Annotated in this window: 20 protein-coding genes; 12 read left to right on the top strand and 8 right to left on the bottom strand. The window is 71.4% G+C overall.

Annotated elements, in window-relative coordinates; all coding sequences use genetic code 11:
• The first annotated feature begins 33 nt into the window (after nucleotides 1–33).
• The 3 genes from ACLJOU_RS16010 to ACLJOU_RS16000 are packed head-to-tail and all read left to right on the top strand — an operon-like array spanning nucleotide 34 to nucleotide 3,716.
• The gene (locus ACLJOU_RS16010; protein ID WP_410568015.1) at nucleotides 34–2,499 is read left to right on the top strand and encodes a hypothetical protein; all 2,466 of its coding nucleotides are present in this window, start codon (nucleotides 34–36) and stop codon (nucleotides 2,497–2,499) included.
• Nucleotides 2,500–2,521: 22 nt separating this feature from the next.
• Nucleotides 2,522–3,040, top strand: coding sequence for an O-acetyl-ADP-ribose deacetylase (locus ACLJOU_RS16005; RefSeq protein ID WP_410568013.1), 519 nt, complete (start codon nucleotides 2,522–2,524; stop codon nucleotides 3,038–3,040).
• Between the two features lie 28 nt (nucleotides 3,041–3,068).
• Nucleotides 3,069–3,716, top strand: coding sequence for an HAD family hydrolase (locus ACLJOU_RS16000; RefSeq protein ID WP_410568012.1), 648 nt, complete (start codon nucleotides 3,069–3,071; stop codon nucleotides 3,714–3,716).
• Here the strand turns inward: ACLJOU_RS16000 and ACLJOU_RS15995 are convergent.
• Nucleotides 3,706–4,173: an NUDIX domain-containing protein gene (locus ACLJOU_RS15995; protein ID WP_410568010.1), complete on the bottom strand. Its 468-nt coding sequence runs from the start codon at nucleotides 4,171–4,173 to the stop codon at nucleotides 3,706–3,708. The genes ACLJOU_RS16000 and ACLJOU_RS15995 overlap by 11 nt on opposite strands.
• Before the next feature lie 113 nt (nucleotides 4,174–4,286).
• Between ACLJOU_RS15995 and ACLJOU_RS15990 the strand changes: the two genes are divergently transcribed.
• Entirely contained in the window at nucleotides 4,287–4,727 is a 441-nt protein-coding gene (locus ACLJOU_RS15990; protein WP_410568008.1) for a DoxX family protein, read from the top strand.
• Between the two features lie 18 nt (nucleotides 4,728–4,745).
• Here the strand turns inward: ACLJOU_RS15990 and ACLJOU_RS15985 are convergent, their stop codons facing one another.
• The 5 genes from ACLJOU_RS15985 to ACLJOU_RS15965 all read right to left on the bottom strand — a co-directional run bounded on the left by ACLJOU_RS15985 (nucleotide 4,746) and on the right by ACLJOU_RS15965 (nucleotide 9,907).
• A complete protein-coding gene (locus tag ACLJOU_RS15985) occupies nucleotides 4,746–5,348 on the bottom strand; it encodes a GTP-binding protein (protein ID WP_086674902.1) in 603 nt (200 codons plus the stop codon).
• The gene (locus tag ACLJOU_RS15980) at nucleotides 5,329–5,700 is read right to left on the bottom strand and encodes a DUF742 domain-containing protein (protein WP_410568006.1); all 372 of its coding nucleotides are present in this window, start codon (nucleotides 5,698–5,700) and stop codon (nucleotides 5,329–5,331) included. The genes ACLJOU_RS15985 and ACLJOU_RS15980 overlap by 20 nt, the downstream gene beginning before the upstream one ends.
• Complete coding sequence (locus tag ACLJOU_RS15975) at nucleotides 5,697–6,113, bottom strand: roadblock/LC7 domain-containing protein (protein ID WP_020640887.1); 417 nt, start codon at nucleotides 6,111–6,113, stop codon at nucleotides 5,697–5,699. Before ACLJOU_RS15975 ends, ACLJOU_RS15980 begins: the two co-directional genes overlap by 4 nt.
• A complete protein-coding gene (locus ACLJOU_RS15970) occupies nucleotides 6,113–8,653 on the bottom strand; it encodes a nitrate- and nitrite sensing domain-containing protein (protein ID WP_410568004.1) in 2,541 nt (846 codons plus the stop codon). Before ACLJOU_RS15970 ends, ACLJOU_RS15975 begins: the two co-directional genes overlap by 1 nt.
• A 597-nt stretch (nucleotides 8,654–9,250) precedes the next feature.
• A complete protein-coding gene (locus tag ACLJOU_RS15965; RefSeq protein ID WP_410568002.1) occupies nucleotides 9,251–9,907 on the bottom strand; it encodes a transcriptional regulator in 657 nt (218 codons plus the stop codon).
• A gap of 196 nt (nucleotides 9,908–10,103) precedes the next feature.
• Between ACLJOU_RS15965 and ACLJOU_RS15960 the strand changes: the two genes are divergently transcribed.
• Nucleotides 10,104–11,960, top strand: a complete 1,857-nt coding sequence (locus ACLJOU_RS15960) for an AMP-dependent synthetase/ligase (protein ID WP_410568000.1) — start codon at nucleotides 10,104–10,106, stop codon at nucleotides 11,958–11,960.
• A 95-nt stretch (nucleotides 11,961–12,055) separates the two neighbouring features.
• Here ACLJOU_RS15960 and ACLJOU_RS15955 read toward each other — a convergent pair whose 3' ends face one another.
• Nucleotides 12,056–12,955 carry an SDR family NAD(P)-dependent oxidoreductase gene (locus ACLJOU_RS15955; RefSeq protein ID WP_410567998.1) on the bottom strand — a complete coding sequence of 300 codons (900 nt, stop codon included), beginning with the start codon at nucleotides 12,953–12,955 and terminating at the stop codon, nucleotides 12,056–12,058.
• 335 nt (nucleotides 12,956–13,290) lie between these two features.
• On the opposite strand from ACLJOU_RS15955, the gene ACLJOU_RS15950 reads away from it, so the two are divergent.
• From ACLJOU_RS15950 to ACLJOU_RS15930, 5 genes are all read left to right on the top strand, one after another.
• Nucleotides 13,291–14,499, top strand: coding sequence for an MFS transporter (locus ACLJOU_RS15950; RefSeq protein ID WP_410567996.1), 1,209 nt, complete (start codon nucleotides 13,291–13,293; stop codon nucleotides 14,497–14,499).
• 284 nt (nucleotides 14,500–14,783) lie between these two features.
• The gene (locus ACLJOU_RS15945; protein WP_410567994.1) at nucleotides 14,784–16,211 is read left to right on the top strand and encodes a diguanylate cyclase; all 1,428 of its coding nucleotides are present in this window, start codon (nucleotides 14,784–14,786) and stop codon (nucleotides 16,209–16,211) included.
• A 115-nt stretch (nucleotides 16,212–16,326) separates the two neighbouring features.
• The gene (locus ACLJOU_RS15940) at nucleotides 16,327–18,480 is read left to right on the top strand and encodes a phospholipase (RefSeq protein WP_410567992.1); all 2,154 of its coding nucleotides are present in this window, start codon (nucleotides 16,327–16,329) and stop codon (nucleotides 18,478–18,480) included.
• 145 nt (nucleotides 18,481–18,625) lie between these two features.
• Complete coding sequence (locus ACLJOU_RS15935) at nucleotides 18,626–20,305, top strand: LCP family protein (RefSeq protein ID WP_410567990.1); 1,680 nt, start codon at nucleotides 18,626–18,628, stop codon at nucleotides 20,303–20,305.
• A gap of 181 nt (nucleotides 20,306–20,486) precedes the next feature.
• The gene (locus tag ACLJOU_RS15930; RefSeq protein ID WP_410567988.1) at nucleotides 20,487–20,957 is read left to right on the top strand and encodes a helix-turn-helix domain-containing protein; all 471 of its coding nucleotides are present in this window, start codon (nucleotides 20,487–20,489) and stop codon (nucleotides 20,955–20,957) included.
• 45 nt (nucleotides 20,958–21,002) lie between these two features.
• Here the strand turns inward: ACLJOU_RS15930 and ACLJOU_RS15925 are convergent, their stop codons facing one another.
• Entirely contained in the window at nucleotides 21,003–22,460 is a 1,458-nt protein-coding gene (locus ACLJOU_RS15925; RefSeq protein WP_410567986.1) for a flavin-containing monooxygenase, read from the bottom strand.
• A gap of 112 nt (nucleotides 22,461–22,572) precedes the next feature.
• Here ACLJOU_RS15925 and ACLJOU_RS15920 point away from each other — a divergent pair, with 112 nt between their 5' ends.
• Both ACLJOU_RS15920 and ACLJOU_RS15915 read left to right on the top strand, forming a co-directional pair.
• Nucleotides 22,573–23,130 (top strand): TetR/AcrR family transcriptional regulator, encoded by a 558-nt coding sequence (locus ACLJOU_RS15920; protein WP_410568348.1) that lies wholly within the window; start codon nucleotides 22,573–22,575, stop codon nucleotides 23,128–23,130.
• Between the two features lie 204 nt (nucleotides 23,131–23,334).
• The gene (locus ACLJOU_RS15915; protein ID WP_410568346.1) at nucleotides 23,335–23,754 is read left to right on the top strand and encodes a hypothetical protein; all 420 of its coding nucleotides are present in this window, start codon (nucleotides 23,335–23,337) and stop codon (nucleotides 23,752–23,754) included.
• Nucleotides 23,755–23,756 lie beyond the last annotated feature (2 nt).

Raw genomic sequence — 23,756 nt, 5'->3', positions numbered from 1 at the left:
GGTTTTGTACGGTCGCGCCCGATCGTGGCCGCCATGAGACGTTTGCTGGGCACCACACTAGCGGCCGCGGTGGCCACCGGAATGCTCGCCGGGCCCGCCCCGGCCGGCGCGGCCGACCTGCGGATCGCCAACGGCGGGTTCGACCAGGGGCTGACCGGCTGGAGCGGGTCGCACAGCCCGGGCGGGGTCACCGCCGTGACGTGGGACGGGCGCACCACGGCGCGGGTGGACGACACCTCGGCGGAAAACGCTTACGGCCGGGAGAGCCAGCCCGGGCTGCCCGCCGCGGCCGGAGTCCGGTACACCGCCTACGCCCAGGTCTGGACCGAGAGCGGCGTGGCGGACCTGTACCTGCGGTTCCGCGACTCGGCCGGCCGGCTGCTCGGCAGCGTGACCGGCGGCTCGGTCTCCGGCAAGAAGTGGAACACCGCCACCGCCTCGGGGACGGCGCCCGCGGGGACCACCAGCGTCTCCGCGCTGATCTACTCCGGCGTCGGCAACGTCGGCACGGCGTACTGGGACGAGGTGGCACTCGGCCAGGACGACACGGACCTCGGTGTGCAGCTGGAAAGCAGCGTCCCCAACGCCACCACCTTCGCCGGCGGCAAGGCCTACGCGGTGTACACCGGCACCGCGGACAGCAACCCGCAGCTGGCCGTCATCGACGTCGCCACCGAAAAGGTCACCTCGAAGCTCACCTTCCCCGACACCACCGACACGCCCACCGTCGGCGGCTGGGCGGCCACCACCGCCACCGACGGCAGCGTTTACCTCGGCACCTATCCCAACTCGAAGCTGTACCGCCACGTGCCGGGCACCACCACGCTGACCGACCTCGGCCGCGCCGAAGGCGGGTACTCCTTCATCTGGGACCTCGAAGCCGGCGCCGGCGGCAAGGTCTACGGCGGCACCTACAACGACGGCCGCTACTTCAAGTACGACAACGGCAAGTTCACCACCATCGGCGCCACGCCGATCGTCGCCGGCGCGGAGTACGTGCGCAGCATCGCCCACGACCCGGCCGCCAACACGACCTACCTCGGCACCGGGACGAACGCCTCGCTGGTGCGCTACGACAACGTCACCGGGCGGACCGACAGCCTGCTGCCCGCCGAGTACGCGCACAACTCCATGGTGGGCGGGCTGACCTGGACCGGCGGCCGGCTGTTCGCCTGGCTCGACCGCACGCTGCTCGTGCTCCAGGTCGTCAAGAACGCCGACGGCTCGTACCGCTCGGTGGTCGACGCGGCGATCACCGACACCGACCTGCACCACTCCCCGGCCGCGGACGGCAAGGTGTGGTTCGTCAAGGAGGGGCTGCTGCAGTCCTACGACATCGCCACGAAGGCCGTGCAGCCGACGAGCGTCCGGCCCGACCTCGACGTCACCGGCTACAGCTGGGAGAACGGCACCCTGACCGGCCTCGGCGGCGCGCCGGACGGCACCCGGATCTTCAAGTACAGCCCGGCGACCGGCACGTCGAGCACCCGGCTCGTCTCCGGCACGCCGGTGCTGCCCGCCGCGATCAACGCACTCGGCACCGGCCCGGACGGCAAGATCTACACCGGCGGCTACCTCACCGGCGGCACCGGGGTGTACGACCCGCGGCACGGCGACGCCGACGAGAACCACCCGGACACCCCGACCCGCACCGGGCTCAACCAGACCGACAGCCTGCTGGGCCACGACGGGAAGCTCTACATCGGCGTCTACCCCTCGGCCCGGCTGTACAGCTACGTACCGGGCGGCGAATGGCCGCCGAAGCTGCTGTACACCGGCGGCGCCGCGGGCGACAAGGCCGCCGACTGCCGTGCGGGCGAGGGCCCGCCGCCGCAGGACCGCCCGTACGCGCTGGCCGGCGCCCCCGACGGCACTGTCTACATGGGAACGGTCCCGAAGTACGGCAAGCGCAGCGGCGCCTTGAGCATCTGGAAGGAGGGCACGCCGGGCCGGACCGTCTGCGTCGTCCCGGACCAGGCGGTGGTCTCCCTGGCTTACGCCGGCGGCAAGGTCTTCGGCGGCACGTCGACGCGCGGTGCGCTCGGCGTCAACCCGGTGTTCGCGCCGGGCGCCTCGGCGGAGGTGTTCTCCTACGACCCGGCGAACGGCGCGGTGACGCGCTACCCGCTGCCGTCATCCCGGGCGGTCACCGCACTGGCCGAGGTGGACGGTCAGGTGTGGGGCCTGTCCGGCGGATCGCTGCTCACGTTCGACCCGGCGGCGCCGGGAGCGATGAAGACGCAACGGCTGTTCGCGGACCCGGACTACGAGACGAAGTCGACGATGGCCTGGCGCGACGGCGTGCTGCTGACGGTGCCCAAGGACCCGGACCACGTCTACGGCACCCAGGGCGACCGCATCTTCAAGATCGACAAGGCCACGAAGGCGGTGACGGTGCTGCTGACGAAATCCGGGGTCGAGGACCTGACGGCGGACCGGTTCGGGGACCTGTACTACAAGATCGGCGAACGCCTGTACCGGCTGACCGTCCAGCCGTAGCCCGGTCCGGGAGAATGGCGGCATGCGCATCCGGATCCTCGACGCCGACATCACCACCCTCGAGGTCGACGTCGTCGTCAACGCCGCCAACTCCTCGCTGCTCGGCGGCGGCGGGGTCGACGGGGCCATCCACCGGGCGGGTGGCCCCGAGATCCTCGCCGCGTGCCGGAAGCTGCGGGCCGGGCACTACGGCAAGGGGCTGAAGACCGGGCAGGCCGTTGCCACCACCGCCGGAAACCTGCCCGCGAAGTGGGTCGTGCACACCGTCGGGCCGGTGTGGTCGGCGACGGAAGACCGCTCCGGGCTGCTCGCCGACTGCCACCGCAACGCCCTGCGCGTCGCGCGGGACCTCGGCGCCCGGACCGTCGCGTTCCCCGCGATCTCCACCGGCGTCTACCGCTGGCCGCTGGAGTCCGCCGCGGACATCGCGCTCACCACCGTCTCCGCAGCCGAACCCGGCTCCATCGAGGAGGTCGTCTTCGCTCTGCGCGGCGAGGCGGCCGGCCAAGCGTTTCGGGCTCGTCACAACTCCCTTGCCTGAACGATCACCCAGCGGGCAGGGTGCAGGCGTGCCCACCCGCGCCCTGGTCTTCGACTTCGACGGCACGCTCGCCGACACCGAATCCGCCGTCCTCCAGGCCTGGCAGGCCATCTTCCGGGAACACGGCACCGAACTGCCGCTGGACGCCTGGTACGCCGTCATCGGGACCCAGCGGACCACCCCGGCCATGGTCACCCTGCTCGGCGAGCACGTCCCCGGGATCGACCCGGACGCGCTGCGGCCCGGGCTCCGGGCGCACGTCCTGCGGCTCCTCGAAGACCTCGGCCCGCGCGACGGCGTCCGCGGCTACCTCGAAACCGCGCGCGAGCACGGGCTGAAGCTGGCCGTCGCCTCGAGTTCGTCCGGGGCCTGGGTGAACCCGCACCTCGAACGGCTCGGTCTCGACCACTACTTCGACGCCGTCCTCACCGGGGACCTGCACCGCGCCAAACCCGACCCCGACCTCTACCTCGCGGCCCTCGACGCACTCGGCGCCGAAGCCGAAGAGACCATCGCCTTCGAGGACACCCCGCACGGCGTCACCTCCGCCAAGGCCGCCGGGCTCACCTGCGTCGCCGTGCCCAACGCGATCACCCGGAACCTCGACTTCGGGCAGGCGGACGTCGTCCTGCCGGCGTTCACCGCCAAGCCGCTCGAGGCCCTGCTCAGCCGCTGACCAACGCCAGCAGCCGGTCCAGGAACGGCAGCTGGCCCTTCACCAGCTTCTCCCGGGCGACCGACGGCGAAAACCACGCGACCCGGTCCACCTCGGGGAACTCCTGCTGACGGCCCGAGCGCGGCGGCCACTCCATCGTGAACGTCCCCGGCACGACCGCCGCCGGATCGAGGTCGGCCTCGACCGCCCACGCCGTGACGACCTTGCCGCCCGACTGCTTCACCACGCCCAGCTCGACGTACTCCCCCGGGGGCGCCGGCAGCCCCAGCTCCTCCTCGAACTCCCGCCGGGCCGCCTGCTCCGGGGACTCGTCCGGGTCGAGCTCGCCCTTCGGCAGCGACCACGCGGCCGCGTCCTTCTTCGCCCAGAACGGGCCGCCCATGTGCCCGAGCAGCACTTCGAGGTCGTCGCCGCGGCCGCGGTAGAGCAGGAGCCCGGCACTCTGTTTGCCCGCCATCGGCCCAGTCTGCCGAAACCCGGCCGAAGTTTTTTCCGCGGGGTTGTCGATCCGGGGAGCACACGCTCGACGCGTAGGCAGAAGGCAAGCCAGTCACCCAGGGAGGAACCGTCATGACCAGCACGATCGCCACTGAGACCCGGACCGCCGCCGAGACCAGGACCACCGCGGTCACCGGCATCGTCGTCGGCGCGAGCCGGATCGTGATCTCGTTCCTGTTCGGCTTCCACGGCCTGCAGGGATTCGGCTTCTTCGGCGGCATCGACGGCCAGGGCGGCGGCGTCCCGTTCGGCAGCTTCCCCGGCTGGTGGGGCAGCGTCCTGGAGCTCGCCGGCGCGCTGCTGCTGCTCTTCGGGCTCGCCAGCCGGCCGGCCGCCATCCTGCTCTCCGGCATGATGGCCTACGCCTACTTCACCGTGCACGCCCCGATGGGCCTGCTGCCGCTGCAGAACATGGGCGAGCCCGCCGCGGTCTACTCGTGGGTCTTCCTGCTGCTCGCCGCGGTCGGCCCGGGCCGGTTCGCGCTCGACAACGTGATCAAGCGCCGCCGCTGAAGCCCAGGCGCGGTCCGGTCAGTAGCCGCCCTGGGCGGCCGCGAGGTCGGACCGCGCCATCACGTGTTCCATCAGGCTGGTCAGCACCTGCTTCGTCGACTCCCGCTCGCGGGCGTCGCACAGCAGCAGCGGAACGTCCATGCCGACGTCGAGCGCCTGCCGGACCTCCTCCGTGCCGTAGCGGTACGCGCCGTCGAAGCAGTTCACGCCGACGACGAACGGCAGGTTGCGGCGCTCGAAGAAGTCGACCGCCGCGAAGCAGCTGTCGAGCCGCCGTGTGTCGGCCAGCACGACGGCGCCGAGCGCGCCTTCGGCCAGCTCGTCCCACATGAACCAGAACCGGTCCTGCCCGGGCGTGCCGAACAGGTACAGGATCAGGTCCGGGTTGATCGTGATGCGGCCGAAGTCGAGCGCCACCGTCGTGGTGGTCTTCTGCTCGATGCCCGACAGGTCGTCGACCCCCTCGGACGCGGTGGTGATGACCTCTTCGGTCCGCAGTGGCGGGACTTCGCTCACCGAACCGACCATCGTGGTCTTGCCGACCCCGAACCCGCCGGCGATGAGTACCTTGACCGCGGTCGCGGTCAGGTTCCGCCGGGGGTCAGAGTTTCCGGATGCCATCAAGAACCGCCTGCAATACGTGTCGGTTGGGAGTTTCCTGGGCCGGTGCCGCGGTACGGAACAGCACCAGGTTCTGCTCGATGAGGTCGCTCAGCATCACCTTCACCACGGGCAGCGGGAGATCGACCCGGGCGGCCACCTCGGCCACCGAGACCGGCCGCTGGCACAAGGCGATGATGCGCGCGTACTCCGGTTCGAGCATGCCCGCTTCGTGCGCGGTGCGCAGGGCGACCACGAGCGTGATGAGGTCGAGCCCGAGCGTGTCCGACCGGGTGCGGCCGCCCGTGACCGCGTACGACCGGACCAGGGGGCCGGCCTCTTCGTCGAACCAGGCTTCGTGCCGTGCGCTCATGGCGTGGGCTGCACGCCGGCGCCGGTGCGGGGCGCGGAGGTGAGGACCTGGCCGACCCGCTTCACCATCAGGTTCATCTCGTACGCGACCAGCCCCATGTCCGCGTCTTCACGGGCCAGCAGGGCGAGGCAGGCGCCTCGGCCGGCCGCCGTCACGAACAGGAACGCGTGGTCCATCTCGACCATCGTCTGGCGGACGTTGCCGCCGCCGAAGTGCCGCCCGGTGCCGCGGGCCAGGCTCTGGAACGCCGAAGCCACCGCGGACAGGTGTTCGGCGTCCTCCTCGGAAAGGTTGCCGGACCTCCCGATGAGCAGGCCGTCCGAGGACAGCACCACCGCCCGGTCCGCCCCGGCGACCCGCTTGACGAGGTCGTCCAGCAGCCAGTCGAGCTCGTGGGCGCCTGAGTTGACCATTACTCGCGCTCTCCGTACCTGTCGTCGTTCTCGGGAAACTCTTCGTCACGGGCCCGGCGGGTGCCCTGCTGGAAGGCGGACAGCCTGCTGCGGGCGACCTCCGGCGAGTCCAGCCGGACCTCTTCCCGTTCCTGCGCGGGCTTGTCTTCCCGCAGCTGGGGCACGAGGTTCTGCTGGCGTCGCCGCTGCGGCAGCGGCGGGCGGCCGGGTGCCTCCGGGCGGCGCGGCTGCTGCGGACGGCTTTCCGGCGTCGCCGCGGCCCGCGGCTCCTGCGGCGGCCACACCGGCTGCTGCGCGGCCGGACGCGCCGGGCGCGAAGTCCGGGACGGCGGGGCGGGCGGCCGGACCGCGGCCACCGGCTGGGCCTGGGTCGGCTGGCTCACCGGCTCCGACACGGACCCGACCGGGACCGGCGTCGGTGCGGACGGCGGCTGCGGCCGCTCCGGAGCCGGCGGCGGGACGGTGACCGGCGGGGTGACCACCGGCGCCGGCGGCGGGGTCACGGCGGCGGGCGCCGTCACGGGTGCGGCAGGCGGCTCGGTCCGGTGCCGCGCCGGGCGGCGCACCGGCCGCTTGAGCGGCGCGACCTCCTCGTTGGCCGTGGTCTCCGGCTCGGCCAGGCTCGGGACGAGCTCCGGCTTCGGCGGAGTGATCGGCTGCTCGGGCTCGATCTCGGCCAGCGGGGCGAGCAGGTCGGTGCGCACCAGCACGATGGCCCGGGTGCCGCCGTAGGCCGACTCGCGCAGGTGCACCTGGATGCCGTGGCGGGCGGCCAGCCGCGCGACCACGAACAGGCCCAGGCGCGGCTCGTCCGACAGGGCCATGATCCCGAAGTCCGGCGGGTCGGCCAGCATCGCGTTGATTTCTTCGGTCTGGTCCGGCTCGAGCCCGAGGCCCTGGTCCTCGACCTCGATCACGACGCCCTTGCCCACCACGTTGCCGCGGATCTCGACCCGCGACTGCGGCGGCGAGAACGACGTCGCGTTGTCGATCAGCTCGGCGAGCAGGTGCACGAGGTCGCCGACGACCGGGCCGCGGATGGCGATCTGCGGCAGCACCGCCGTCTTGACCCGCGCGAAGTCCTCGGTCTCGGCGGACGCGCCGCGGACCAGCTCGGCCAGCCCGACGGGGTTGCGCCACTGGCGGCCCGGCTGCCCGCCGCCGAGGATGATCAGGTTCTCGGCGTTGCGGCGGGCGCGGGTGGAGAGGTGGTCGAGCTGGAACAGCGTGTCCAGCTGGTCCGGGTCCTCCTGCTTGCGCTCGGCCTGGTCGAGCACCTTGAGCTGGCGGTGCACGATGACCTGGCTGCGGTGGGCGATGTTGAGGAACACCGCCTTGGTGCCCTCCTTGGTCTTCGCCTCGTCGATGGCGGCCGCGATGGCGGTCTGCTGCGCCTTGTTGAACGCGTCGGCGACCTGGCCGATCTCGTCGGTGCCGTGGTCGAGGAAGTGCCCGCCCTCTTCGAGGTCGACGGGCTCGCCCGCCTGGACCCGGGCGACCAGCTCGGGCAGCCGCACCTCGGCGGCGTCGAGGGTGTCCTCGCGCAGCCGGTGCAGCCGGCCGATGAGCCGGTTCGACAGCCGGACGGCGACGAACACCACGAAGACCGCGAACAGGACCGCGACCACGCCGGCGATCAGCGATTCGGTGAACGTGGAGTCCGCGTCGTTGATCGCGGCCTGGCTCGCGTTCGAGCTCTGCAGGATGAAGATGCCCATCAGCGCGTCGCCGACCTGGCGGGCCGCGGCGCGCCACTGGTCCTGCGGCACCGGCAGCTTCGACAGGTCACCGCGCAGGAACGCGGTCTCGACCTGGGTCACGGCCTGCCACGGCTGGCTGGCCAGCAGCTGGTCGTACTTCGCCTTGACCTCGGGGATCATCTTCGGCGCCGACGCGTCCAGCTGGGCGTGGTAGGCACCGACCTGGCCGACGTAGGCGCGGAAGTCGTCGTTCGTCAGGCCGCCCGCGGCCAGCCCGGCGGCGGCGAGCGCGTCACTGCGCTGCATCGCGTCGGCCGCGGTGAACAGCGGGATCGCGGTCAGCCGGTCGTAGGCGTTCTGCGCGCCGCGCGCTTTCTGCGCGAGCCCGGCGACGCCGTCGGTGAACTGGTCGAACAGCTTGTTGTAGTAAGCGAACGCCTGGCTGATCTGCATCTGGCCGCTGTCGACCGCCTGGCGGGTCTGCGGCAGCTGCTGGAACAGCCCGAAGAACGTGGCGATGTTCTTCTGCACGCTCGGCGGGGTGTCGTCGTAGTCGGCGAAGTTGTCGCGGAGGTTCTCGATCTCCTTCGCGGCGGTCGCGTCCGTCTTCGGGCGGACGGCCGCGAGCACGGCACGCTGGTTGCTCTGCCCGGCCAGCAGGCTCAGCGTCGCCTGGCGCTCCTGCTGCAGCGCGGCGAAGAAGGGGATCGCGGGGGCTTCCGAGTTTCGGATCCGGCTGGTGTAATCACGAGCGGTGACCGCGTCGTAGATGAGGTAGCCCGCGAGGGCCACGCCGACCAGCAGCAGGGCCACACTGGGGATGAGCGCGATCGTGAGCACGCGCTTCCGAATCGAGGATCCCCGGTTGCGTCGAAGAGAAATCTGCTTCACCTGGGTCCGTTTTCCTTCCGGCAGTACATGGTTTCGGGTCGCCCGAGGCGGTCAACACCCGGATTCCGACCAGCCGGATCAACATCACCGTGGTCTGCTTCGCCCGCGACGACGTTAGGCAGCCCTCCAGGGCGCGTCAAGTCCGTGGCGAGAACGTGATCTTGAACCGGTGATCCGTCCACACTTGCTGCCTGCGCTTCGAAAGTCCACCACCGTAAGTCGTGACCTTCGTCGCAGGACGACTTCGGTTCCACGCAAGTATGTGAGTACTGGGAGCGCTCCCAGATTCGGCGTTCGTCGCGGCGGCGCCCTCTACGTACGACAGCGGCGAATCGTTCGGTGACGAACGTCACGGACGTGCGCGAGCGACCCCGGAGACCCCCTTCGTCCGGAGTAGACAGCCGCGCGAAAGCGGAATGCGGCAGGATCGGCGAGCGCAGCCGCGGATTCGCCGGAGACCGCGCCGGAATTTCCGTTATTCCGCATTCGCAGCCGCGCGATCACGCTGAGGTGCTCCGGTACCGGTTCCGCGGCGCGGTCGGCCCGTCAGCCCGGGAACTCGTCGGCCAGGGTGTTCCAGAAGAGCAGTTCGTAGCTCTGGAACAGCCGCGCGCAGCGATGCGCTTCCCGTTCGTCGAGCCGGCGCGCGTCGAGGCCGGCCTGGATCGCGGCGAGCGCTTGTTCTTCTATTTCCGGGACGTCCGCAGCAAAGAAGTCGAAGAAAGCGCACTGCGCATCGGTGAACCCGTAGTGCTCGCGCATGCCGGCCGCGACGTCCCGGCAGTACCGGCCGAAGGCAGCGAAGTTGGCGAAGATCCCCGCCGCGGTCGCCGACGATTCGCCGTTCAGCGCCAGCCAGGCGACGTACGCCGGGTACACCTGGCAGCCCGCGCGCGGGAGCTCCTCGCCATGGTCCGGACCAGTCGCGGCGAGCAGGCTGTCCAGCATTCCGTTCGCCTGCTGCTCCCCCGGTGCGAGCCCGCCGAAGAAGAGGCGGGCGTTCGGTTCGTCGGCGCGGGCGGCGAGGGCGTGGAAGCTCCGCCAGTCGCTGAGCGTGATCAACTTTTCTTCCGCGGCGAGCGCGGCGAACACCGCGCGTGGCGCCCGGCCCGCGGCGATCAGCGGCACGAGCCGGTTGTCGCCGTCGCGCGGCGCCAGTTCCGCCTGGATCTTCACGAGCAGTTCACGAGCCGACCGCGTCATCGGTTCCCCCTCGAGTCCGTGTCCCCTCCATTGAAGCGCGGTTCCGGCGCGGACGCCCGCGTACACAGTGGACACTCGTGGATACCTGACCGCTTTGTCCGGTTCGACGGTGACGCTTGACGTGGCCGCGATTCTCTATCCACCCGCGCCGGGAGCCCCTACAGTGTGGCCATCCGGAGTACCGAGGAGGCCAGCGTTGACCACCCCGTCCGTCGCCGAGCAGACCGAAGGCCAGACGATCCCGCGGCTGCTGCACCGCAACGCGGTCGAGTACCCGGACCTGCCGGCGATCACCTCGCTCGACCTCGAAGGACAGCCGACGCTGACGTGGCACGAGTTCCGCACCGCGATCGCCGAGGTCTCCCGCGGGCTGGCCGGGCTCGGGCTCGCCGCGCGCGACCGCATGCTGATCATGGCGCCGGGCTGCCCGGACCACATCGTCGCCGACCTCGCCGCGACGCACCTTTCGGCGATCCCCTGCACCGCCTACGCCACCCTCAGCCCGGACCAGATCCGGTTCGTCGCGCGGCACAGCGCGGCGCCGGTCGTGGTGCTCGGCGGGGAGAACGAGCTGGCGCGCTGGCGGCCGGTGCTCGAAGACCTGCCCGCGCTGCGGCACGTCGTCGTCATGGACGAGACCGCGATCCCCGAGGGCGACGACCGCTTCCTCTCCTTCGCCGAGCTGCGTGCCCGGGGCCGGGAAGCGCTTGCCGCGGACCCGGACGCCTTCGAGCGGTCCTGGCGGGAGATCAAGCCGGACGACCCGCTGTCCATGATCTACACCTCCGGGACGACCGGTGACCCCAAGGGTGTCGTGCTCTCGCACCGCAACGCGGTCCACCAGGCGTACGCGGTCACCGAGCTGCACCACCCGCCGATGCACGCGACGAACATCGCGTACCTGCCGCTCGCGCACATCGCCGAGCGCGAGCTGTCGATCTACCTGCCGATCGTGTGGGCGGGGCACGTGCACACCCTCGCCGACCCGTCCGGCGTCGTCGGCGCGCTCGGGAAGGTGCACCCGGAGAGCTTCTTCGGCGTTCCGCGCGTCTGGGAGAAGATGGTCGCCGGGCTCAAGAACATGCTCGCCGGCGTGCCGGAGGACCGGCGCACCGCGCTCCTGCAGGCGAACGAGCTGCTGCAGCAGGGGTACAAGCTGCGCAGCGCCGGGAAGCCGGTGCCCGAGGAACTGGCCGAGAAGATCCGGCAGACCGACGAAGCCGTGCTGGCACCGGTGCGCGCGCTGCTCGGCCTGGACAAGGTGCTCGTCGCCTCCAGCGGCGCGGCCGCCCTCCCCGTGGAGATCATCTACTTCCTGGCCGGGCTCGGCATCGAGATCTGCGAGGTCTGGGGCCTGTCCGAGACGACGGGCGCGGCGACGTCCAACTCCGGCTCGGACTTCCGCGCCGGCACCGTCGGCAAGCCGCTCGACGGCGTCGAGGTGAAGGTGGCCGAGGACGGCGAGCTGCTGGTGCGCGGCCCGATCGTGTTCCTCGGCTACCTGCAGGAGGACGGCACGATCGCCGACGCCACCGACGCCGACGGCTGGTACGCCACCGGCGACATCGGCACGATCGACGAAGACGGCTTCGTGACGATCACCGACCGCAAGAAGGAACTGATCATCACCTCGAGCGGCAAGAACATCGCGCCGACCCGGATCGAGGGCCTGCTCAAGGAACACCCGCTGATCGGCCAGGCGGTCGCGATCGGCGACGACCGGCCGTACGTGACGGCGCTGATCGTCCTCGACGACGAGATCGCGCCCGGCTGGGCGGCGGCGAACGGCGTCGAGGCGTCACCGGACGAACTGGCTTCGCACCCCGCGGTGCGCGCCGAGCTGGAACGCGCGGTCGAGTCGGCCAACAGCAGGCTCGCCCGGATCGAGCAGATCAAGCGCTACCACGTGCTCCCGAAGGCGTGGACCCCCGAATCGGGCGAACTGACCCCGACGCTCAAGCTCAAGCGCCGGGTCATCAACGACCGCTATTCGGCCGACATCGAGGGCCTCTACGCGGCCGTCCGCGACCCCGAACCCGCCGCCGGCTCCTGACCAAAGCGCCCCAATGTGGCCTTCGGTGCGTCAGACGCACCCAAGGCGGCCTTCGGTGCGTCAGACGCAACCAAGGCCGCCTTGGGGCGCTTGAATCAGGCTGTGCGGGGCGAGGTCGACTCCGTCCACTTGCGCAGCCGCGGCGGGACGCGCTTCTCCAGGCCGTAGTTCTCCAGGTGGGCGGAGAAGACCTCGTCGAACGCCTTCTGCACCGTCTCGGTGTCCCACACCGGGCGCTCGAGGATCGGCTGCTTGAGGAACGGCTGGCCCATGACGTGCAGCTGCGGGCCGTTGCACCGGATCATCTGGCCGGTGATGCCGTGGGAGCCCTCGCCGAGCAGGAACAGCACGACCGGTGCGATCCGGGCCGGTGTGCGGTCCGGCGGGCAGGCCCGCAGCGAGCGTTCGGACTTCCACACCATCCGCGTGTGCGCGAGCGGGCAGACGGCGTTGACGCGGATGCCGACGTCTTCGAGGTCGAGGGCCCAGGAGTAGGTCAGGGACGCGACCGCGCCCTTGCTCGCCGCGTAGACGCCGAGCTTGCGCTGCCCGAGCGAGGCACCGGAGGAGATGTTGACGATCGAACCGCCGGTACCCGCGTCGACCATCGCCTTGATCGCGGCCAGCCCGGTGTTCACCACGCCGAGGACGTTGACCGCGACGAGCTCCCGCGCCTGCTCGGCGTCGTCCTCCCAGGGCAGCGCCTCGTAGTTCAGCCCGGCGTTGTTGACCAGCCCGTCGATCCCGCCGAACTCCTTGACGCACAGGTCGACGATCTCCTGGGCCTCGCCCGCCTCGGCCACGCTGTGGCCGCTCGCGACGGCGCGGCCGCCGTGGGCCCGGATGTTCTCCGCGGTCCGCTCGGCCAGGTCGGCGTCGACGTCGTTGACCACCACCGCCCCGCCCGCCCGCGCGACGTGCACCGCGAACGCCTCGCCGAGGCCCCGGCCGGCGCCGGTGACCACGACCGCCTTGCCCTGCATCAACCCGTCCATTGCTCTCCCCGATCTGCAGCGCCGGCGGCGCGCGGTCCGCCCACCCCGGCCGGCTCATGTCCAGTCTTGGCCCATTCGGTCCAACGCGGCATCGGCGCGACGACGAGCGGCCGCCGCCCTGCGCCGAGCGAGTCCGGTTCGATCAGCCCGGACGTACCCGCGAGCCGGTCACAAGGGGGTGACTGGCTCGCATTCAGGGGACATCGGCGCGTAACCGGCGGCATACTGTGGGTGCTTCCCGGTGGTGAACAGTGACACCCCCGGCCGTGATCGTCACCGGAGAGGCACAATGCGCAAGGTCCGTGTTCACTCGATCGGGGGACGGTGGTTACGAGGTGACGACACGCGCGACACCCCGGCTCCGGGCCGTCCTGGCCAACCGTGAGTTCCGCGCGCTGTGGTTCGCCGAGACGCAGTCGATGCTCGGTGACCAGCTCACCATCGTCGCGCTGGCCATCCTGACCTTCGACCGGACCGGGTCGCCGCTGCTGTCGGCCATCGTCTACTCCCTGACGTTCCTGCCCGCCCTCGCCGGCGGGCTCGGGCTGGCCCAGCTCGCCGACCGGTTCCCCCGGCGCGCGGTGCTGGTGACCGGCTCGTTCGCGCAGGCCGTGCTGATCGGGCTGATGGCCCTGCCCGGGATGCCGATGGGCGGGCTGTTCGGGCTGTTCGTCCTCGCGCGGCTGGCCAACGCGCCCTGCAACGCGGCGCAGAACGCGCTGGGCCGCGAGGTCTTCGCCGACGACGACGTCTACCTGCAGAGCCAGGACCTGCGCGGGATCACGAACAACACAGCGATGCTGGCCGGCCTGGCCACCGGCGGGCTGCTGGTGACCACGATCGGGACGTCGTGGGCGCTGGCGATCGACGCGCTGACGTTCCTGGTGGCGGCCGTCGCCGTGCGGCTGCTGGTGCTGCGGCGGCCCGCCGCGGGCGACGGCGGCGCCCCGTGGTTCGGCGCCGTCCGGCAGGTTTTCGGCGACGAACGGCTGCGGGTGCTGCTCTACCTGTCCTGGCTGGTCGGCCTGGCGGTGATCCCGGAGGGCCTCGCGGCACCGCTCGCCGCGCAGCTCGGGGCGGGCGAGCAGGCGGTCGGCTGGCTGTTGGCCGCCGACCCGCTGGGCTTCGTCGTGGGGACGTTCCTGCTGTCGCGGTTCGTCACGACCGAGCACCGCCGCAGGCTGCTCGGCGTGCTGGCCGCGCTGCCGCTGGCCGCGCTGGCGGCGTTCGCCCTGCGGCCGAACCTGGCGTTCGCGCTGATCCTGCTCGCGCTGGCGGGCGCGACGGGCGCGTACGTCATCACGGTGTCGGCCACGTTCATCACCTGGGTGCCGAACGACATCCGGGGCAGCGCGGGGGGCCTGTACCGGACCGGGCTGCGGGTCGCGCAGGGGGTCGGCGTCGGCGCGGGTGGCCTGGTCGCGCAGGTGCTCGGGTCCGCGCACACGACCATCGCGCTCGCGGGGGCGGTGGGCCTGCTGCTGGCCGTGCCGGTGGGGTTCGCCTGGCGCCGGGTGGGCGCGGCGGAACCGTGGCCGTCGTGAGCGCCAGGTGCCACCTCCGGGTACGGCCAAGATCATGAATGGCATTCGCGGACAGCGCGGGCGACAATTCGAGGGTGGTTCAGAAGTCGCGGTTGCTCATGGGGGCCACCTCCATGCGGGGAGAGTCTCGCAGAACCTTTTGCGCCGCGTTCCCGGCAGTTACTCCGGGCTCTTGGCCGATCCGTTGCTGTGGGATGGTACCCGGCTACGGAATGCGTGAACACTCTGCCAGGTACCGATGAGATTACTCAAGACCGGGACTAGGCTGGAAAGGAGGTGACCAATTGCATCCAGGACCGGACGGGGACGCGGCCGCACCGGGCGAACCGGGCGAGCGGCCGGCGGCGCGGGCGGAAAGCCCCGCGGCACCGGACGTGACCACAGGTACGCCCGCGACCACGACCGGTGGTCCGCTCGCGGTCACCCGGGTGCACCACCCGTACTGGCCGGGCAACTGGGCGCTCTGGCGCCGCCGGCCGGTGCAGGTCGCCTTCATGCTGGCGGCCGAAGCCGTCGCGATCGCCATTCTCGCCGTCGCGATCGCACGCTCGCCGATTCCGTCCGGAAACGACTGGATCAATTTCGCGATCCTGGCGGCCGGCGCCACCGTCCACATTCAACTGACCCAGCGCCAGGAAGAGCGGCGGCGCAACCGCACCAAAACGGTGCTGATCGACCTCACCGCCGTGTGGACGTTTTCCGCGGCGATGATACTGCCGGTACCGCTCACCCTTTCCGTCATCGCCGTGATCCGGCTGCAGCACTGGTTCATCGCGCGACGGCCCGCCCACAACTTCCTTTTCTCGTCCATCACCCACGGCCTCGCCGGCGCGCTCGCGCACCTCACGTACACGGCGCTCGGGCCGCACCTGCTCGGCCGGCCGGGCTGGGGCGACTTCCTCCACGAGTTCGGCACCATCGTCGTCACCGGGGCCATCTACGAAGCCATCCAGATCGCGTACGTGGGCGGGGTCCTGCTGCTCGGATCCCCCGCCGGGCGTACCGTTCGCAACGTTCTCGGCAGCCCGGCCGACAACATGCTGGAAGCGATCACCATCGGCCTCGGCGCGGTGACCGCGATCCTGCTCGCCGCCGTCCCGCCGATGGTGGCGGTGATGGCCGTGGTCACCGTGGTCTTCAATCGCCTCGCGGAACTCGACCAGCTCCAGAACGACGTCCGGACGGACCCGAAAACGGGCATTCTCAACATGCGTGGCTGGTCGGAGGCGGCGGAGCGGGCGCTTGAACGGACCGCCAGATCGGGTGATCAACTGGCGCTGCTGATGGTCGATCTCGACCACTTCAAGTGGATTAACGACACCTATGGACATCCGGCGGGCGACGACGTGCTGCGCACGGTTGCGCAAACGCTCGACGAAGTGACCAGGCCGAGCGACTTGGTCGGCCGTTTCGGCGGCGAGGAATTCCTCATTCTGCTGCCGGACATCGGCGAAGAGGCGACCTGGGACGCCGCCGAGCGCATCCGGATCGCGATCGCCAAGCTGCACATCGTGACGACGGACAAGCGCGGCGACCCGGCGACCATCGCCGACCGCACGACGTCGATCGGCGTGGCCCGCCACCCCCGCCACGGCGACAACCTCGAGCGCCTGCTGCAGTCGGCCGACGCGGCCGTCTACCTGGCGAAGGAGAACGGCCGCGACCAGGTCTGCTTCGCCCCGGACACGGTCACGCCCCCGGCCGCACGGTGAGTTCGAGCTCGCCGAGCACGTCGGCCGACCCACCCCCGGGGGGGGGGAGGCAGGCCGGACATCCCTCGGGTTATCCCCATGTCGGTCCCCCAACGGGGCTGGCACCCTTGAACCCATGCCGGCACCGACCGTCCCGCCACGCACCCGCCGACCCTGGTCGACGTCCGGGTGGCTGCTGCTGGTCCTGCTGGTGGTCTTCGCCTTCGGGCTGATCGCCTCGCGCCCGCCGTCGCCGCCGGACCAGGGGCCGCCCACCGGTGACGTGCTGGCCGCGCAGGACGCCGTCGAGGCGCTGGTCCACCCCGGCCCGCACCCCGACGCGCTCGCCCGCCTGCCGAAGGACTTCACCGCGCTCAGCGGCGTCACCCCGGGCGCGATGCCCGCCCGGGACGGCACCGTCCGCGCCGTGCACGTCGACGGCGGTTGTTCGACCCCGTGGGGCGACGACAACACGAAGTGGGACTACGCCGTTCCGTGCAAGGCCCACGACCTCGGCTACGACCTGCTGCGGTACGCCGACCGCAAGGGCCACCCGCTCGGGCCGGAGGTCCGGGAAGCTCTCGACGACCGGCTGTCCTACGACATGCACCACACCTGCGACCTCAACCCGAGGAACTCGGCGCTGTCCTGCCGGGTCGTCGCGTCCCTCTACTCGGCCGGCCTGGTCGTCAACTCGTGGCACCAGCGCTGGGGCCCGCCGGTCGGCGACCCGATCGGCCCGATGATCGCCGGCGTGCTGGTGATCGGCTGTCTCCTGGTCTTCCGGCTGCGCGGCTGGCTGCGGGCCCGGCGCGAGCCGCGGCCACAACCGCCGGCCGCCCTTCCCGCCGAGGTGAGCCGGTGGGCGCTGCTCGGGGCCGGCGGGGTCGTCCTCCTGCTGCTCGGCGAATCGGCGACGGCGCTGGCGCACTGGGCCGGGGCCCCCGAGCCGGCGCTGTGGCCGGTGACCTGGCTGGCCCAGCTCGCCCCGCTGATCTACTTCGCCGGCGGGCACGCCAACGCGGCCGGCTGGCGGGCCGAACAGGAGGCGGGCGGTGGCTACCGCCACTACCTCGCCGAACGCGCGAGCCCGCTGCTGCGGCCGGCGTTGATCTTCGCGGTCGTCGCGCTGCTGACGCCGCTCGCCCTCGAACTGCTCGGCAGCCCGGCGGGGACGACGGCGACGGTGATGCGGATCGCGCTGCACCCGCTCTGGCTGCTCGGCGTCTACCTGCTGACCATCGTCTGCGCGCCCCCGCTCCTGGCCCTGCACCGCCGGGCGCCGGTGAGCGCGGCCGTGGGGCTGCTCGCCCTGGTCGCCGCGGGTGAGCTGGCCGCGAGCTGGGCCGGCTCGCCGCTGCCCCGCTACGCGGCGACGTTCGCCATCGCCCTGCTCGCCCAGCAGCTCGCCTTCGCGCACGCCGACGGCGTCCGCCCGGCCCGGGGGCTGCTCGCCGCGGCCGCCGCCACCGGGGTCGCGGGGCTCGCCGGGATGAGCGTCCTGCGGGACGGGCCACCCGTCCTGCTCGGCAGCCCCGGCGCGCCCGCCGCGTTCTCCGCCCCGCCGTGGGGCGTGCTGCTGCTCGGCCTGGTCCAACTGGGCGTGCTCGGGCTGCTGGCCCGCCCGCTCGGCAGGCTCGGCGACCGGCCCGGCGTCGCCCGCGCCTGCCGGCTCGTCCTGCGGGCGCCGATGAGCCTCTACCTGGCGTTCCTCGCCGCGATGCTGCTGCTGGTCGCCGTCGTGTACCTGCCCGGCCGGCTCGCCGACGGCCTCAGCTGGCTGATCCGGCCCCGCACGCTGGTCGCGGTCGGTCTGCTCGCCGTGCCCGCCACGCTGGTGTTCTGGTGGTTCGAACGGCACACCCACGGCGCCCGGCAGCCCCGCGCGGCCGACCACCCCGGCCGCCGGACGGCGGTGCTCACCCGGGCCGCGGCCGGGCTCGGCATCGGCTACGCGACGCTGGGGGTGTTCGGCTTCGCGCTGACCCGCTTCGGCGGGGTGGCCGCCGACGCCGACCTGCTGGGCCTGCGGCTCGACCCGATCCAGAGCCTGGTGCACCTGCTGCTCGGGGTCTTCCTGCTGCACACGATCCGGATCGGGGCCGGCGCGGCGACCGGCACGTGGCTGGCCACGGCGCTGGCCTGCGCACCTTCGCTGCTGTTCGCCGCCGACGGCAACACGCCCGGCTTCCTCGGCGTCACCCTCCACGCCGTCACGGCCGGGTTTGCCCTGCTGGCCGCCGCGGGCACCCTCATCCCGGCCCGGCCACCGGCAAATGTGCCGTGCTGACCAGGCGAAACCGTCGAACCTGCGGGAAACTCAGTGGTGCAGCACACATTGGCAGGGGGATGTGAAACGCTCTGGCAACCCGGGGAAGGCACCATGCGTCCCATCCCCTAGCACCACCCGATCGCATGAGTGAGGAGTCGCCCGCGTGGAGCACCCGCCTCGGAACGGGCAAGGCGGCCGCCGCCCCGCCCGGCCCTGGCAGGACGAGCCAGGCCGGGACGACGCACGCCGCGGCACCCCGCCCCCGCGCCGACCCGCACCCCGCCGCGAACCGGCGGACGCGCGCCGCGCGGCCACGCCGCCGTCCCGCCGCCCGCAGCCGCGCCCGGCCCCGCGTGCCCGCGCCAGCTCCTTCCGCGGCGGCAAGATCGCGCTGGCCGTCGTCTCGCTGCTGGTGATGGGCCTGACCGGGTACGCGTGGGCGGCCATGCAGGGGCTGGTCAACGGGCTGAACTACACGAACGTGCTCAGCGACGGCGGCGGTGGCGAGAAGCCCGCCGACGGCGCCCGCGACATCCTGCTGGTCGGTCTCGACAGCCGCACCGACGCCCAGGGCAACCCGCTGCCGCGCGAGGTGCTCGACGAACTGCGCGCCGGCGACGCCGACGGCGAGCTCAACACCGACTCGCTGATCTTCGTGCACATCCCGAACGACGGCAGCAAGGCCGTCGCGATGTCCCTGCCGCGCGACTCCTACGTCGACATCCCCGGCTACGGCAAGCACAAGATCAACTCGGCGTACGCGCGCGCCATGCTGCAGGCCCGCAAGGACCTGCAGAAGCAGGGCGTCACCGACCCGAAGGAGCTCGACGTCAAGGCCAACCAGGCCGGGGCGAAGGAGCTCATCGAGACCGTCGAGAAGCTCACCGGCTCGACCATCGACAACTACGCCGCGGTGAACCTGCTCGGCTTCAGCGAGATCACCAAGGCCATCGGCGGCGTCGACGTCTGCCTGAACAACAACGTCAAGGACGAGTACTCCGGCGCGAACTTCACCAAGGGCCAGCACACGATCTCCGGCGTCGAGGCCCTCGAGTTCGTCCGCCAGCGCCACGGCCTGCCCAACGGCGACCTCGACCGGGTCGTCCGCCAGCAGGTGTTCATGGCGGGCATGGCGCGCAAGGTGCTCTCGGCGGGCACGCTGACCAACCCGGGCAAGCTCAACGACCTGATCGAGGCGATCAAGAAGTCGGTCGTGCTCAACCAGAACTGGGACATCTTCGGCTTCGCCCAGCAGATGAAGGGCCTGACCGGCGGCCAGCTCGAGTTCCGCACGATCCCGGTGAAGAACGTCGAGTACCGGACGCCCGAGGACGGCGTCGCCATCCAGGTCGACCCGGCCGCGGTGAAGCAGTTCGTGCAGGGGCTGGCCGGGCCGCAGCCGGGCGAGTCGGCGCCGCCCGCCCAGCAGGCCGACCCGGCCAACAAGGCGACCACGGTCGACGTCCGCAACGCCTCCGGCCGCACCGGCCTCGCGGCGAACGTCGCCAAGACCCTCGAAGCCAAGGGCTTCACCTCCGGCGACACGGCCAACGCGACCGCGCGCAGGACCACGGTGATCTGGGTGCCGAAGGGCGCGAAGGAGAAGGGCCAGGCCGTCGCGGAGGCGCTGGGCGGCTCGCCGACGATCCAAGAGGACAAGAGCGTGCCCGCGGGGCACGTGACGGTGTTCCTCGGCGCCGACTACCAGGGCACCAACGCCGACGCGAACTCGGGCGCCGGTGCCGGCGCCGCGGCAGCGACGTCGCAGGCAGCCGTGCCTCCGCCGGCCTCCGGCGGGGAGGACAAGCCGATCACCGCCGAGGGCGTTCCCTGCGTCAACTGAGCCGGTAGACGAGCCGCCGTTAACCCGTTCGGCCTAACTCGCGCAATCGGTATCAAAGACATGCCCGAAATCGCGTAAGGGCCGGGGCCCAGCGCACTTACATACACGTGAGGGTGCACCTGCACGGGAATCATCACGCCCGGGCGGTGCCGTGGGAGCGCGCACGGCAGGGGACATTGATGTGCTGATCGACGCTGAGGAGTACCAGCGGATCCTCGGAGACGAGCTCCGCAAGCTCCGGCGCAGCCGAGGGTGGACGCGCAAGGAGCTGAACCAGCACTTGCAGAGCGAGATCTCGCTGCAGACGCTGGCCACCTACGAGCTGGGCACCAGACAGTGCTCCGTCGTGCGCCTGGTCGAGCTGTGCGTCGCGATGGACGAACTGCCCCAGGACCTGCTGGCCAAGGTGCACCGCCGGGTGTTCCTGGACGAGCCCGGCCGGGTCCGCGTCGACCTGCGCAAGGTCGTCGCGGACGCCCCGGCCGACCTGATGCCGCTGCGCCGCTGGGCCGAAGACCGCCTGCGCCAGGGCGGCGAGCAGGGCGGCGGCGAGGTCGCCCTCGACCTGCCCGCGCTCGAGCGCATGGCCGAGCTCTGCCGCCTGCCGACCGTGGAGCTGATCGCCCGCCTCCGCCGCTACACCTCCCGCTGATCCCCGCGGGCGGGTCCCTCCCCTCCGACGAGGGACCCGCCCCGGTCAGCCGACCAGGAAGTCCTCGCGCCGCACCTTCCGCGTGTCGAGCCAGTACCGCCAGGTGAAGCCCGGCCAGATCGTCCGGTTGACCCCCTTCGCGTCCAGGTACCAGCTCCGGCAGCCCCCGCGGGTCCAGATGCCCTTCGCGAGTTTCCGCTGGATCCGCGCGTTGAACCGCTCCTGCACCTCGGGTTTCGGCTCGATCTCCCGGCCGCCGGCCAGCCGCAGCGCCTCGGCGACGTAGGAGATCTGCGCCTCGATCATGAACACGACCGAGTTGTGCCCGAGACCGGTGTTGGGGCCGAGCAGGAAGAACAGGTTCGGGAACCCGGCGACGGTGATGCCCAGGTGCGTCCGCATCCCCTCGGTCGCCCACTCCTTGCCGAGGTTGCGCCCGTCGCGGCCGACGATCTCCAGGTCGTCGAAGGCGTCGGTGACGTGGAAGCCGGTGCCGTAGATGATGACGTCGGCCTCGTGCTCGACTCCGGCGGCGTCGACGACGCTGCGCTCGCGGACCTCCCGCACGCCCTCGGTCACGACCTCGACGTTGTCGCGCGCCAGCGCCGGGTAGTAGTCGTTGGAGATGAGCACGCGCTTGCAGCCCATCGTGTAGTCCGGGGTGACCTTGCGCCGCAGCTGCGGGTCCGCGATCGCGCTCTCGATGTGGCGCCGGGCGATCCGCTGCCCGAGTTCCATCACCCACGACTGGCCGTTGAAGCCGATGGCGCGCGCTTCGAGCAGCCAGTAGAGCAGGGTGCGGTAGGCGCGCTGCGCCGGCGGGAACGCCTTGAACAGCGCGCGCGTCCGGCCGGACATCTCGTGGTCGGCCTTCGGCATGATCCACGGCGGCGTCCGCTGGAACAGCGTCAGCTCCGCCACCTCGGGCGCGATCTTCGGCACGAACTGGACCGCGCTGGCGCCGGTGCCGATGACGGCGACCTTCTTGCCCGCGAGGTCGACGTCGTGCCGCCACCGCGCGGAGTGGTAGGCCGGGCCTTCGAACTTCTCGATCCCCGGCAGCTCGGGGATCATCGGCAGGTGCAGCGCGCCGACGCCGGCGACCAGCGCGGTCCCGGCGAACTCGTCGCCGGCCCTCGTGGCGACGTGCCACCGGTTCTCCTCGGCGTCCCAGCGGGCGCCGGTCATCTCCTGGCCGAACCGGATGAACCGGCGCAGGTCGTGCTGGTCGGCGACCTCGCGCAGGTAGCGCCAGATCTCCGGCTGCGGCGAGTAGGCCCGCGACCAGCCCGGGTTCTGCGCGAAGGAGAACGAGTACATGTGCGACGGGATGTCACAGGCGCATCCCGGGTAACTGTTGTCCCGCCAGGTGCCGCCGACGTCGTGGGCCTTCTCGAGGATCACGAAGTCCTCGCGGCCCTCTTTGCGCAGCTGGATCGCCATGCCGAGACCGGAGAAGCCGGTCCCGATGATGACGACCCCGGTTTCCGTGCGGTTGCCCATGACGCCTCCGGTTCCTGTTACTCGTCGTCCATCTTACTGAGAGTAGGTTACCCGCGGTAGAGTGTGACCCGTGACCACCGCGAAGCGCAAGCGCATGCCACGGGCCGACCGGATGCGGCAGATGATCGAGGTCGCCGAGCAGGTCTTTTCGGCACGCGGTTACGCGGCGGCGTCCATGGACGAGATCGCCGAACTGGTGGGCGTCTCGAAGCCGATGCTCTACGAGTACTTCAACTCGAAGGAAGGCCTGCTGCTGGCCTGCATCCGGGAGTCACGCGCGGTGCTGCGCGAAGTCACCGAGCAGGCGACGGTCGGGGCGACGGACGCCGAGGACGCGCTGCGGCGCGGCCTGCTGGCCTTCTTCGTCTTCATCCGCGAGCGGCGCCAGGCGTGGTCGCTCCTGCGGCACGAAATGGCGTTGATCGGCACGCCGGCCGCCGACGAGGTCGAGGAGACCCGCCGCCAGCAGACCGACCTCATCGCCGCGCTGATGAGCGGCTACTTCGACAACGGGGACGACCTGCGGGCCGAAGCGGCCGCGGAATTCGTCGTCGGAGCCTGCGAACGGCTCGCGATCTGGTGCGAGCGGCACGACGAAGTGAGCCCCGAAACGGCGACCGAATACGCCATGGACGTGCTGTGGACCGGCCTGCGGCAGCGTGCACGTTAGCCTGCGCGTGCACTGGGCCATCCGGTGACTACTCAGCGCAATCGTGTCCTGTAACACAGAGTTGCTCTACTGTACTGCTGACAAGGTAGAAAGTGTGCTGGACCTTCGCGACCGGAGGAGGGGCGCGGGAACCACGTCACGATTGCGCGGTGGCCGCGTCACGGTTGTGTAAGGATGCTGGAGAGGGAGAGGGGCGTGAGGCAGATGCTGGAAACGATCACGGCGACGTACGTCCAGGAAGACGCCGACTGGGCCATCACGGTCAGCGGCCGCGGCAAGGAGCTGACCGCCCGCGCGCCGGGCATCATCGCCGCGCGCGACCGGGCCGACCAGCTGGTCGAGGAGCTCGCGGGTGACGCCAAGACGACGGTGGTGCACCTGCTCAACGGCAGTGCACTGGACTTCACCAGTGCGTACATGACGGCCCGGCTGACGCTCCCGAAGCTCCCGCCGCTCGAGGTCCCGCCGCCCGGCAGCGTGCCGAAGCAGCAGACTCCGGCGTCCGCGGACAAGAAGCCCCAGCTGCCGCCGAGCAAGCAGCTCCCGCAGGCGGTCGAGGACCGCAAGGCCCCGGCCGAGCCGGCGCCCGCTGCCGAGAGCAAGGCGCCGGCGAAGCAGGCCTGAGC

It is taken from the genome of Amycolatopsis sp. cmx-4-61 (genome assembly GCF_046548775.1).
In the GTDB taxonomy this organism is placed as follows: Bacteria; Actinomycetota; Actinomycetes; order Mycobacteriales; family Pseudonocardiaceae; genus Amycolatopsis.
The sequence above is the reverse complement of the archived record's forward strand: the minus strand, read 5'-3'. Positions and strand labels throughout refer to the sequence as shown.